We start from the raw sequence: 12,765 nt of genomic DNA on the forward strand, positions 1-12,765 counted from the left end.
CCAGGGTCTTTTGGACCAAGGACTGGAGGCCGAAACGGAATACGCGATCACCGTTACTCTTTGCCAAAAAGACGCTTTTCGGGTTCTTGCGGACAACGGTGAACAATTACTATTAATTGCTTAAAAATAGTTCTTGCATAAGGGGTTATATGAGAAGGCATTTTGGTTTCTATCTATCATTTATGGTTGTACTTTTCCTTTTGTCGGCGTGCAGCGGGACGCCGGTAAAATACTATGCCTCAGATGCCTGTCTGGTCAAAAGGGGGGAAACGACCAAAAAGGATATCATGGCGCTATTTGGCCAGCCGAACAGCGTGGAAAATCGGCCGGACGGTTCTGAATGCTGGTATTATAGTAATGTGAAAAAGGACCTTATGGGTAAGATACCCTATCTGGGAGAAAAACTGTCAAAGAAAGAGATAGAGACAATTAAAATCGAATTTACAGGTGAAGTGGTCTCCAATTGTTATTACACGGTGAAAGAAGACGTGCGGTAAAGTGGTCTATCCCTGGTTTTTCCCGAGACAAGCCAGATTAAAACCAGGTGTAAAATTATGCTCCTTGATATCCCCATAGATTACGATAAGGCCCGCCAGAGGATGGTGGAAACCCAGATTATAGCCCGTGGTATAAAAGACCCGCGGGTTATCGGGGCCATGCGTAAGGTGCCGCGCCACTGCTTCATTGAAGAGGGCCTATACAGCCAGGCGTACAGTGATTATCCCCTGCCTATTGGTGAAAAACAGACTATCTCCCAACCTTACATAGTGGCCCTAATGACCGAGGCCCTGGAACTGAAAGGCACTGAACGGGTGCTGGAGATCGGCGCCGGATCAGGCTACCAGACTGCTATCCTGGCCGAGTTAGCCCATAAGGTTTACTCCATAGAACGCATAAATAATCTGGTCATACGGGCCCGCCGGACCCTGGATGCACTGGGATATCGGAATGTCATTATCAAGTTTTCAGACGGGACTCTGGGCTGGAAAGAGGAAGCCCCCTTTGATGCTATTATCGTCACGGCGGGCGCTCCGGCCATCCCTCCCCCTCTAATCGGCCAACTGGCCAGTCCGGGAAGGCTGGTCATTCCGGTGGGAGACCGCTGGTCCCAGTCGCTTATAAGAATCATAAAAGAGGGCGATAAGATCAGAGAAGAAGACCTGGGTGGAGTGCGCTTTGTAAGCCTCATCGGAGAATGCGGCTGGGAAGAAAATAATCATGATCGCTGAGCTGATTGAAATCTTAAGCCGGTTTATTATTGATACAATCAATGTCCTGGGCTATTGGGGTATTGTCTGTCTCATGGCTATTGAGAGCGCCTGTATTCCTCTGCCCTCGGAAATCATTATGCCCTTCTCCGGCTATCTGGTTTTAACGGGGAGGCTCGATCTCTGGGTTGCGGGCCTCATGGGCGCGTTGGGCTGTGTAGCCGGTTCGGCCGTGGCCTACACAGCGGGTATTTATGGCGGCCGTCCCTGGTTGGAGAAATACGGCCGTTATATCCTTATCTCACACCGGGACATCAGAATGGCCGATCAGTGGTTCAGCCGTTATGGAGAGGCGGCTATCTTTTTCAGCCGTCTTTTGCCTGTAATCCGCACCTTTATTTCCCTGCCCGCGGGGATAGCCCGCATGCCCTTCTGGCGTTTCATTATATACACCTTTCTGGGCTCATTTCCCTGGTGTCTGGGATTGGCCTACATAGGACTGCAACTTGGACACAACTGGCCTTCTCTGCGGGACTACTTCCATAAATTCGATGTGGTAATCGGCTTGGCGGTCGTAGCCGCTGTCGTATGGTACGTCCATCGGCACCTGCGGCATTTAAAAGAAACAAAGGCCGATTTACGCGATGAAAGAAGGGCCGAGTAGTGATTGACCGGGGCAGAGATACAACACAACAACGCCCGGTCACAGTCATCCCCAGGTCAGAGCACCCCATCTCGCGCAAAGACATTGACCCGGAGGCATTAAGGGTGCTTTATAAGCTAAAAAACCATGGCTATCTGGCCTATCTGGTGGGAGGAGGCGTCCGGGACCTTTTCCTGGGCCGAAAGCCCAAGGATTTTGACGTGGCTACCAATGCCCGGCCCAGCGAGATTAAAGAACTATTCCGTAACAGTCGCCTTATCGGACGCCGATTCCGGTTGGTACAGGTATTCTTTAAAGGGGGTAAGGTGGTGGAGGTTTCGACCTTTCGATGCCGTTCGGAATTTGACCCTGCCGATGAGGCCCTGCAGGATAATAATACTTATGGAATGCCGGGGGACGACGCCTTACGCCGCGATCTGACTATAAACGCCCTTTTCTATAATATCGCGGATTTTTCGGTGCTGGACTATGTGGACGGGGTAGAAGACCTCAAACACGGGATCGTCCGGGTCATCGGAGAACCGGAGGCCCGGTTTCTTAGAGACCCGGTGCGCATGATGCGCGCCATACGGCATGCGGCGCGCACCGGCTTTACCATAGAAGAAAATACCTTTCGGGCCATAGAGAAAAACAGGGACAGGATCTGGCTCTGCCCGGTATCGAGGATACGTGATGAATGGCTCAGGGACTTCACCGGCGGCAGCGCTGCCGCGTGTGTGGAATTAATGATAAGAACCGGTTTCTTTTTCTCCCTCTTTCCCTTTTACGAACCGGCGTTTAAGAAAGAACCGGAGAATTTAACCCCTTTCCTCCTGGCGCTCCTGCGCAGACTGGACAGGCTTTGTTCCGAGGGTACGCCGGTTAGCCAGGCATTTATGTTTGCCCTTTTTCTACTCCCCTGGTTCCGTGCATCCGGCCTGGCCTGGTCGCCATCAGCTCCACCGCCCAACCCCTGGTTTACAGAAGATATACGGCAGGCCGGACACGCGGCCTTAGGAATATTTGATATTAAGCGATCTGACCGGGAAAACGCATCCCACCTTCTTGCGGCGCAGCCTGTCCTTTCAGAAATAGCGGCCAGCGGACAGATTCCCCGGCGTATCAGGCCGCGCCGGTATCCCCTTGAGGCCATAAGGCTCTTCTTGCTGGCGGCAGAGGCCGAAGATAAATCAGTTTCACTATCTACCATAAGACTCCTTTATAAACCCTCACGCAGCACAAAGAAGCAGCCATGGCGCAGGCGTAAAAAACGCCGGCCACAGCCCCAATTACCTTCGTAAAATAGATCAATTCGTAAAAGCCTTTTCACCGCTGAGTACGCAGAGCCCGCAGAGAAAAACTTTAAACTCGTGTAACACTTTAGTTGTTTGAAAAGAGCTAGTCGTCCAGAAAACAGCGCTTCAAAAATCCCCCTCAATCCTTCTTTCCCAAAGGGGGAAGCGTTTTTCCTCCCTTTGGAAAAGGGAGGTTGGGAGGGATTTAAGAATACTTTTTCAAGCAGCTAAACGGATACTACTTTTTTAATCTCTTTTTCTTTTTGGCCCTGATGTCCGGGATGGAGGTCTTTTTTATGGCCGGTTCAATTTCTTTCTCCAATCCCAAAAGGGCAGAGCTCAACCTTTGGCTCTCTTCCAGGACCGCCGGATATTCACCCCTTTTAATCTGAAAGTCAGACTCGGCCAGGGCCAGCTCTATATCCTCCAGCCGGTAATTGAACTTGTCTCTGTCCTTGTCCCGGAGATTAGATGCCCCGGCCAGCATCTTTCTTGCTTTGTCTAGATTGACTTTTAATTCAGCCAATGCTTTTTCAGCCTGAGCCTTCGCTCTGGACTTATTCTCTTTGGCTGTCTTTAATGCTGCTTCTGCCCGGGCCCTGGCCAGGAGTGCGGCCTCTTTCGCCTCCTTATGCCTTCCCTCTCTTATCTCTGTTTGGATACGCGCAAGGGCCTTTCGCGCTGAGCCAAGCTCTTCCTTGGCATAAATCTCAGCCCGGGCATTGAGGGCCGCCTTATAGGCCCTATCCGCCGCCTCTATCTCTTTTTGGGGCGGCTCGGAGCAGGAAGCCAGGACTACCAGAGCGACAAAGGTCAACAAAAAATAACGGGTCAGAAAGTACATGATGATCTTAATGCCTTATGATACTGCATAGTTTTTAACAAACAGAATATCTTATACCCTAAAAATCAGGTATATTGGAATATTATTTTTGATAACAGTCTTCGGCGACGTGGGGTGGGCTCCGCCCACCAAAACTGCGCTACGCCTCCAATGATGGTGGGCAAAGCCCACCCTACGTCTTCCCCTTTCCTGCTCGTCCTCGAAGGGTGCCCCGCTGCTCCAGCAAGTTTCGCTCAGGAACAAAGGCTTCCATAAAATCTTTGGGGAAATCCATCTATTTTTAGCTTGCCTGAGGATAAGGCCATTTGTTATAGGTAAAAAAACAGCTATCAGCAATCAGCGCTTAGCTGTCAGCATGTTTGTTAACCGTTGTCCGACATTTTCTTTCGTAAACGGTCAACAGTGAACGGTGAACCGGCTTCATGCCGATAGCTGAGTGCTGAAAACACATCTATACTGAGGTGATACATGCGGAAGATAGGCCTGGTGATAAAAGAGGATAGAAAACCAAAGCAGGTGGCTCGCAGTCTGAAAAAATGGCTCAGGCAACACGGTGTCGAGGTTTTTACGGACATTTCCAGACCTGACCTGGACGCCGTAATCGTCCTGGGAGGCGACGGGACTCTGCTTAGGGCGGCCCGGGTGCTTGGTAACAAAAGGATTCCAGTGTTGGGGGTCAATCTGGGCAGCCTCGGTTTTCTGACCGAAGTCAGCTATGATACCCGCCTTTACACGATGCTGGAGCGGTTTCTGGCCGGTGATTTCACCGTGGGGAAAAGGATGATGCTCCAGGCTACGGTATTTTCAGAAACTTCCGAGCGCTGGACCGGCAGCGCCCTGAATGAGATAGTCATCAGTAAAGGGGCCCTTTCCAATATGATTAAGCTTTTCGTTTGGGAAGATGACGAGCTTATCACCAGCTACGAGGGTGACGGCCTGATCATCTCCACGCCCACCGGTTCAACGGCTTACAACCTTTCGGCCGGAGGGCCTATCGTCCATCCGGAACTAAAGCTGATTATAATGACGCCTATTTGTCCCTTTATGTTGAGCAGCCGTCCGATCATACTTCCTGATTCGGCAAATATAAAAGTAAAAGTAACTGCCAGGTCTCCGGATGTACACCTGATCCTGGACGGGCAGGTCAACTATGAGTTGGGCCGGGGTGAATCCATAACTGTGAATATCTGCCGGGCAAAGGGGCTGCTGCACATAGTAAAATCACCGGCGAGAGGTTACTTCTCTATATTACGTAACAAACTGAAGTGGGGGGAACAGGAGATTTAGTTTCCCCTTCCCCCCTCTTTATGGGGCCTAAGCCGGAGCTCTTCGTCTAATCTGTTGCGGTAGTAGTCTCTGATTCTGTCGCAGAAAGCCTCGACTTTTCCTTTTCCATGGCCTCCCTGCCGGCTTCAATGGCCGAAGACAATATATGTTTCTTTTGTTCGTAATATTCTTTGCCATGTTCAAAAACATGCGCGGCCTTCTCTTTCAGCTCTCCGCCGAGGCCGGCGATGCGGTCTTTACCGGTGTCGGCCCATCCCTTGATCTTTTCCCGCGTTTCTCTCCCTGAAGCGGGAGCCAGGAGAACCGCCAGGCCCGCCCCGACCAGGCTGCCGATAAAGAACGAAAGAACTACCGCCCCTGCGCTATAACCTCTGTCATCACTCGCCATGTTTGCCACCTCCCCTGCCTATGCGTTTGGATAAGAAATCAAAGACGGCCTCGAAACCGGCAGCCGCACTTCTAACGTATGTGGTTGTGGATGCCACCCCTTCTCTGATAAGGTGGGAGACCATGGCCATTGCCTCGCTCGTGTCTTTTATGACGGCAAAGAGGGCATCGGTCTGGTTAAGCTTTTGATCTACATTCTCCGACAGTTGCGAGATCTTCTGCGAGGCATTACTCAAGTCCGTAATGAGTGGCGCCAGGTCTCTCTGTATATTATCAAAAAAGTTTTCCAGGGCTGCGGCCATGCGCTTGGCTTGCCGGAATATCAGCACAAAAAAAATGGTCCATATAGTGATTACCAGGGCCAGAATCCCTAAGATGATGGTGGTGGTGTCAATCACGAGACGACCTCCAACTTTATGAATTTATTATATTCTATGCGTATTTTCTGTCCAAAGCAAGCAAAAAGAAGACGAGCCTTTCCCCTAAAACATTAACGAATTTTACTTAACATACTGATTTTTATTAGGATGCTTCATTCCAGAAATGGAATTCTTCGTTCCTTCGCTTCATGGCTTCCGCAGTGACCCTATCGGGATTCGCAGGCGGGGAATGCTTGCCCCTTCCTGCTCACCCTCGATCCGCCTGCGGCGGACTGCTCCAGCAAATTTCGCTCAGGAACGCCGGATTCCATAAAAAATGGGAAAAGTCCAGAAAAGAAGACCCCGCAACAATAAATTTAGTGGTCGTGATCGTGGTGGTCACAAGGCGGTTTTGTTTCAGCCAGCCTTTGTTTAATCCAGGTAAGGGCCTTGTCAAATTCCTGTTTAAGTTCGGCCAGGGCTCTGCCCCGGTGGCTTACCGTATTTTTCTCTTCGATAGACATCTCGGCAAAGGTCTTTTTCAGGGGCGGGTAATAGAATACGGGATCGTATCCAAAACCATTTTCCCCGGAAGGGGTTTCGGCAATGAGACCTTCACAGCGGCCTTCATAGGTAAGGGCCGGGCCGGAAGGTACGGCTACGGAGATGACGGAGACAAAATAAGCGGCCCGGTTTGTTTTACCTTTCATTTTTTTTAAAAGTTTGGCAATATTTTCTTCGTCCGTAGCCTGTTCGCCGGCATAGCGGGCGGAATAAACGCCCGGAGCCCCATCCAGGGCCTCGACCACAAGCCCGGAATCTTCCGCGACCACCGGAATACCCAGCACCTTGGCCGTAAAGGAGGCCTTCTTATAGGCATTGTCATCAAATGTCTCGCCGTCTTCTTCCGCCTGAGGGATGGAACCAACATCGTTCAGGCTTTTTATCTCTACCGGGAATTCCCTGAACATCTCACGGAATTCAGCGACCTTCCCTTTGTTGCGCGTAGCCAAAACCATCAATATCTTTCCCATGATATCAGTCTCCGCTCATAAAATTCAGTTTATTAAGGTATGCTTAAATTACAATCTTGAACTTAAGTAGTAAAGGGAAATGTGGTGAGTCGGATATGGGGCCGGATAGATTGTTTGCTTTGTGGACAAGTTTTATAAGGCTTTTCTTGCCATAAGATCATCCTCTGTGCTATCCTTCCCCATAAAGACCCCATCGAGAATAATAGCCGGTTGAGACCTAAATGAAAAAAAGCTCCTCTAAGCGTTTCATCTGTATACACGGGCACTTTTATCAGCCGCCCCGGGAAAATCCGTGGCTGGAAGCCGTTGAAATTCAAGATTCCGCCTTTCCCTATCACGATTGGAATGAACGCGTCAATACTGAAGGCTACGCACCCAACAGTCGATCCAGGATGCTTGATAATGAAGGCCGCATAATAAATATTGTCAACAACTATGATTTTATAAGCTTTAATTTTGGCCCCACTCTCCTTTCATGGATGTCTGAGTATGCCCCGGAGACTCTGCGATGGATAATAGAAGGTGATTGTCTTAGCTGCGAGAGATACAACGGACACGGTAACGCCGTAGCCCAGGCCTATAATCACGTTATCATGCCGTTAGCCGGCAGTAGAGATAAGGAAGCGCAGGTTAAATGGGGCATAGCTGACTTCCGATATCGCTTTGGCCGCCAGCCGGAAGGAATGTGGCTGGCGGAAACGGCTGTGGATACCGCGACACTGGAGGCACTGGCTGCTGAAGGCGTCCGTTTCACCATACTGGCTCCGCGGCAGGCCAAGCAATGCCGGCCACTTGGTAAAAAGATGTGGACCGCGTTGGATGGTAATATTGATACCCTGGTTCCTTATCTTTGCCGTTTGCCATCAGGAAGAGAGATTGCTATTTTCTTTTACCATGCCGCTATCGCTCACTCTGTGGCCTTTGAAGGGTTATTGAATAATGGTGACAACTTCTATAATCGGCTTCTATCTGCCTTTGACTGGAAAGAGGACAATGTCCAGTTGGCCCATGTCGCTACGGATGGTGAGTCATACGGCCATCACCATCGCTTCGGCGATATGGCCCTGGCCTATGCCTTGAACCAGATCCACAAGGACCCCCGTGTAGAAATAATCAATTATGCCGCTTTTCTTGAACAGCATCCTCCACAGTGGGAAGTAATGATTCATGAAGATTCATCATGGAGTTGTGTCCACGGTGTCGAGCGCTGGCGGGCGGACTGTGGCTGTAATGCCGGACATCCGGGATGGCACCAGGGGTGGCGGGCGCCCCTTCGCCTGACATTGGATAGTCTTAAGAAGAGGCTTGACCGGCTTTTTGTGTTGAAAGGTGCAGGGTATTTTGCTGATCCCTGGGCCGCACGCAATGCCTATATTAATATTATCCTGGATCGCAGCCCTGAATCCATAAACAGGTTTTTTAAGGAGCAGGGCAGGGGAGTGATGAGTCAGGAATCCAGGGTGAGCGCCCTCAAACTACTTGAAATGCAGCGCCACAGCCTGCTCATGTTTACCAGTTGCGGCTGGTTCTTCGATGAAATCAGCGGTCTTGAGACGACACAGATTTTAAAATACGCCTGTCGCGCCATCCAGTTAGCGCGTGCTTTTGGAGAGGACCTCGAAGGTGAGTTCGTTACGTCTCTGGAAAAGGCTCCGAGTAATGTCGGGGAATACAGTAATGGCAGGGGTGTTTGGGAGAAAATAGTAAAACCGGCCATGGTAGATCTGGAAAGGGTTCTGGCGCACTATGCCGTAAGTTCCATTTATCATGAGCGCCTCGATCAAGATAGGATTTACTGTTTTGACATAACCTGTCATGATATACAGGTAGATTCACACGGTTCGTCCGACCTGGCCGTAGGCAGGCTTTCCGCCTTTTCCCGATTGACCTTGGAAGAAAAGGACATGACCTATGCTGTTCTTCATTTCGGCGGACTTGATTTTCACTGCGTCCTCTGTCCATCCAGATCACCTGAGGAATATGAGGAATTAAAGAGGCAGCTTTTCAAAAACTTTAAGGACGGTTCTCCAGGGAATGTTTACGCTGTTATGCTTAAAGAATTTCCGGAGAGTACCTATCGATTAGAAGATATCTTTATTGAGGAACGGCGCAGGCTGATCGAGATAGCCCTGGGGCCTCGCCTTGAAGAATATAACGAGACTTTCGAACGGCTGGCCAGGCAGGATGAAGGTACGATTCGCTCATTGGCAGGTTTATCTTACCCTATTCCCAGGCAGATGCTGGTTGCTATCTCCAATGGCCTTGACTGGCATTTGGTGCAAGCAGCACAAACACTGCCTTCTACCGGGACCTTCCAGGAGATAAGCGCCCTATGGGAGTATGGCCGGAGATGGAACTATCAGCCGCACAGGGAGAAGCTTAATAGGATATTAACCCTGAAATTAGAAGAGGTTTTAGAGAAACTTAGGCAACTAGATTCCAAAATGGTATTGGCGTCGGCGCACGAGGTACTGGAGGTGGCCGGGATGTTCAATATTTCATTAGATCTCTGGCGGTCACAGAATCTTTTCCTGGATTTTTGTTCTGAATGCGCAAGACCTGAGCCTGCCCTCCGAAAAAGTTTTGAAGATTTTGCCCTAAGGATAGGATTGTCTAAAGAAATATTGAAATGGCCGGGTTGGGCGTAAAAATTTCGGATGAGCTGTCAGTGCTCAACAATCAGCGTTCAGCTTAATGTGTTGTTTGTCTTAGGGTTTTGTAAAAGCTGATCGCTGTAAGCGTGAAGTTCGCCCCGACGGATCTCCGACATGAAAACCGGACATTTCTATTTTGACTTGACAATGTCCTATTTTTTAGTTGCATAATATATAATTCGTGTTAAGCTACAAAACTTTATATAATTTTATTCCTTTACAAGCCGGCAGACAGTGATTAAAATTTAACATAAAACAAATACATATCTGCCGGCCACAGGCCGACCGGGGGCCGGATATTTTAATGGATTTAGCAATCGGTGAGCCGTACGTGCATATGAATAAACTGGACAAAGTAAGATTACTGAAAGCTGTCGGTAAAAAAGAGCAGATTACGTATGAGGATCTGAACGAATTGCTGCCTTCAGACGTCAACGATCCCCACGAGATCGAAGAGATTTTCGAATTTTTGAGTAAGAACGATATCGAGGTGGTTGAAGAAGCACCCGCAATAGAGGATCTCGATTCTGCCGAAGCCGAATGGCCGAAGGGCAGGGATAAGGAACAGGTGGAAGAAGTGGTGGAAGCCGCCGAACTTGTTGAAAAGGAGACAGAGGAGTTTGAGGAACCGTTTGAGGTGACGACGACCTACTTGCGGGAGATGGGGCGGTTCCCCTTGCTTACACCTGGAAAAGAGGAGGAGCTGAGCCGCATTATTCAGTCGGGCTACGAAATGCTTCTCCATGTAGTGCTCAAGACCCGTGGCAGGGAACCGGAATTAAAGGCCATCCATGAGCGAATTAGCACCTGGAGGGAACGGGATCCCTCGCTTAAACCTAAAAAACAGCATCTCAATTACCTTCTCAAAAATGTCAGAGAATTGGCCGCCCGGTACCCTGAACCAAAAAAAATTAAGAAGTTGTTGGCCGGTGTAACCAAAGAGATTGAAGCCATTGAGAAGGCCAAGGATGAGATGATCAGGGCTAACCTCCGCCTGGTGGTGAGCATTGCCAAGAAGTATATGTACCAGGGTTTAAATCTTGCCGACCTTATCCAGGAGGGAAACCTGGGTCTTATGCGGGCAGTTTTCCGGTTCGATTATAGTAAGGGCAATAAATTCAGCACCTACGCCAGTTGGTGGATACGGCAGGCCATAACCCGGGCTATCCTGGACAAGACGAGGACTATAAGGCTGCCGGTGCATTTCCTGGAGTTACGCAGCCAATTTTTTAAGGCTTATTACGCCCTTCTCAAGGAATTGGGAAGAGATCCTACGCCTTATGAGCTGGCGGAGAGGACTGCTCTTCCCATGGACAAGATTATTTCTATCCTGGAAGCGTCCCGGGAGCCGATTTCATTAGAGACTCCGGTAGGCGATGAAGACAGTACTCTGGGAGATTTTATTGAAAATCAAAAATCCTTATCTCCTTATGATACAGTAAAAGAACAGGAACTGTCGGAGAGTGTCAAGAGTATTTTGTGCACTCTCAGCCCTCGTGAGGAGAAGATCATCCGTTTGAGATTTGGGATTGGAGAGGATGCTGAATATACACTTGAAGAGATTGGAAAGCGGTTTAACGTCTCGCGTGAACGTATAAGACAGATCGAAAAAAAAGCGCTCAACCGGCTGCGTCATTCTACCCGTAGGGAGAAGTTGAGACATTTCCACGACTAGAGATTAACGGCCACTGCGTTGTCTGCCGTGCTCCTGTAAAGGCTGGCTATTCCTGATATGGATGGCCGGCCTTTATTTTTTCTTATCTTTGAGCGCCTTGCCTTTCGCAGATGCGCCAAGGCGCGCCCCTCGCCAGATATAGACAATAGGGCTGGCTACGAATACCGAGGAGTAGGTGCCCACCATAACGCCGATGAGGAGGGCCAGTGCGAAATCACGGATGACTATACCGCCCAGGCTGAGAAGGGCCACCAGTACGATAAAAACGGTGGCGGTAGTAATGATCGTTCGCGCCAGCACTTCGTTCACACTGAGATTGACAATGTCTGCAAAGGACATCTTGACCTGTTTTGTCATATTTTCACGTATGCGGTCAAAGACGACTACCGTGTCAGTCAAGGAATAACCGGCCAGAGTAAGGAGGGCCGTAACGATCAGCAGGGTAATTTCCTTGTCCAGGATATAAAGAATGCCCAGGACGGCCAGGACATCATGGAACGTGGCTATAGCCGCCGCTACTCCAAACTTGAGGTCAAAGCGTATGGCCAGATAGACGATGATTCCAGCCAGGGATATGGCAATGGCAATAAGGGCCTTTCCCCTTAATGCCTTGCTGACGGATGCGCCGATTTCTGCCCGGCTTTCCAGGGCAAATTGTTTCTGCGGCATCTCCCGTGCAAGGACGCTGCTGATAGTTTCGGCGACGTTACCCACCACGTTTTCAGTTTTTTTTACCCGCACCATGAGGATATTGTCCCCGGTCACCTGTTGAAGCTCACAATCTTTGAGATTGTTTTTGATAAGAATTTGCCGTACCTCGTTAAGATCGAAAGGCGCCTTGGCCTTGAGCTGCAGCATTGTCCCGCCGGCGAAATCAACCCCTAGGTTGGCCTGCCCCCGCCAGATCTGAATAAAGGCTATCGCCCCCAGAAGCATAAAAACGCCGGACAGGATAAACGCATAACGCCGCAGGCCGATAAAATTAATGCTTGGCTTTTTTAAGAAACTGACAAAATTTAGTTTTTTAAGCAGGCGGTTGAAGTTCAGGTAGTCATAGACGATTTTGGTGCCAAATAATGCCGTGAAAAGATTGAATATCACGCCTACGCTCAGGGTCACCGCAAAGCCTTTGATCGGGCCGGTGCCAAAGAGAAAGAGGGCAAAGGCCGTAATCAGAGTAGTTACGTGGGAGTCAATGATCGTCCATAATGCCTTGTCAAAGCCGCCGTCAATGCCTGCCTTGAGGGGTTTTCCCAGGGCGAATTCTTCACGCATACGCTCGAATATAAGGATGTTGGAATCGAGGGCCATCCCAATAGAGAGGATAATGCCGGCGATGCCCGGCAACGTAAGGGTGGCATTAAATAAAGAGAGGGCGG

The 12,765-nt window shown here is 49.6% G+C and carries 12 protein-coding genes; 7 read left to right on the forward strand and 5 right to left on the reverse strand.

Annotated elements, in window-relative coordinates; translation table 11 throughout:
• The first annotated feature begins 149 nt into the window (after positions 1 to 149).
• The 4 genes from PHT49_10535 (at position 150) to pcnB (ending at position 3,152) form a co-directional block, all read left to right on the forward strand.
• Positions 150 to 497: a hypothetical protein gene (locus tag PHT49_10535; GenBank protein MDD5452319.1), complete on the forward strand. Its 348-nt coding sequence runs from the start codon at positions 150 to 152 to the stop codon at positions 495 to 497.
• 69 nt (positions 498 to 566) lie between these two features.
• Complete coding sequence (locus PHT49_10540) at positions 567 to 1,229, forward strand: protein-L-isoaspartate(D-aspartate) O-methyltransferase (GenBank protein MDD5452320.1); 663 nt, start codon at positions 567 to 569, stop codon at positions 1,227 to 1,229.
• Complete coding sequence (locus PHT49_10545; protein ID MDD5452321.1) at positions 1,219 to 1,872, forward strand: DedA family protein; 654 nt, start codon at positions 1,219 to 1,221, stop codon at positions 1,870 to 1,872. Before PHT49_10540 ends, PHT49_10545 begins: the two co-directional genes overlap by 11 nt.
• Complete coding sequence (gene pcnB, locus PHT49_10550; GenBank protein ID MDD5452322.1) at positions 1,872 to 3,152, forward strand: polynucleotide adenylyltransferase PcnB; 1,281 nt, start codon at positions 1,872 to 1,874, stop codon at positions 3,150 to 3,152. Before PHT49_10545 ends, pcnB begins: the two co-directional genes overlap by 1 nt.
• 232 nt (positions 3,153 to 3,384) lie before the next feature.
• Here the strand turns inward: pcnB and PHT49_10555 are convergent, their stop codons facing one another.
• Positions 3,385 to 3,990, reverse strand: a complete 606-nt coding sequence (locus PHT49_10555) for a DUF4398 domain-containing protein (GenBank protein MDD5452323.1) — start codon at positions 3,988 to 3,990, stop codon at positions 3,385 to 3,387.
• Positions 3,991 to 4,458: 468 nt separating this feature from the next.
• Between PHT49_10555 and PHT49_10560 the strand changes: the two genes are divergently transcribed.
• Positions 4,459 to 5,277, forward strand: coding sequence for an NAD(+)/NADH kinase (locus PHT49_10560; protein ID MDD5452324.1), 819 nt, complete (start codon positions 4,459 to 4,461; stop codon positions 5,275 to 5,277).
• Between the two features lie 46 nt (positions 5,278 to 5,323).
• On the opposite strand, the gene PHT49_10565 is transcribed toward PHT49_10560, so the two are convergent.
• The 3 genes from PHT49_10565 to PHT49_10575 form a co-directional block, all read right to left on the reverse strand.
• Positions 5,324 to 5,665 (reverse strand): YtxH domain-containing protein, encoded by a 342-nt coding sequence (locus PHT49_10565; GenBank protein MDD5452325.1) that lies wholly within the window; start codon positions 5,663 to 5,665, stop codon positions 5,324 to 5,326.
• Entirely contained in the window at positions 5,655 to 6,062 is a 408-nt protein-coding gene (locus PHT49_10570) for a DUF948 domain-containing protein (protein MDD5452326.1), read from the reverse strand. The genes PHT49_10565 and PHT49_10570 overlap by 11 nt, the downstream gene beginning before the upstream one ends.
• A 338-nt stretch (positions 6,063 to 6,400) precedes the next feature.
• Complete coding sequence (locus PHT49_10575; protein ID MDD5452327.1) at positions 6,401 to 7,057, reverse strand: XTP/dITP diphosphatase; 657 nt, start codon at positions 7,055 to 7,057, stop codon at positions 6,401 to 6,403.
• Positions 7,058 to 7,449: 392 nt separating this feature from the next.
• Between PHT49_10575 and PHT49_10580 the strand changes: the two genes are divergently transcribed.
• Both PHT49_10580 and PHT49_10585 read left to right on the forward strand, forming a co-directional pair.
• Positions 7,450 to 9,705, forward strand: a complete 2,256-nt coding sequence (locus tag PHT49_10580) for a DUF3536 domain-containing protein (GenBank protein MDD5452328.1) — start codon at positions 7,450 to 7,452, stop codon at positions 9,703 to 9,705.
• Between the two features lie 310 nt (positions 9,706 to 10,015).
• Positions 10,016 to 11,386 carry a sigma-70 family RNA polymerase sigma factor gene (locus PHT49_10585; protein MDD5452329.1) on the forward strand — a complete coding sequence of 457 codons (1,371 nt, stop codon included), beginning with the start codon at positions 10,016 to 10,018 and terminating at the stop codon, positions 11,384 to 11,386.
• Positions 11,387 to 11,458: 72 nt separating this feature from the next.
• Here PHT49_10585 and secF read toward each other — a convergent pair.
• Positions 11,459 to 12,765: protein translocase subunit SecF (secF, locus tag PHT49_10590; GenBank protein ID MDD5452330.1), on the reverse strand; the 1,307-nt coding region annotated here is incomplete at its 5' end.

The sequence above is a fragment of the Desulfovibrionales bacterium genome (assembly GCA_028715605.1).
Lineage (GTDB): Bacteria > Desulfobacterota > QYQD01 > QYQD01 > QYQD01 > QYQD01.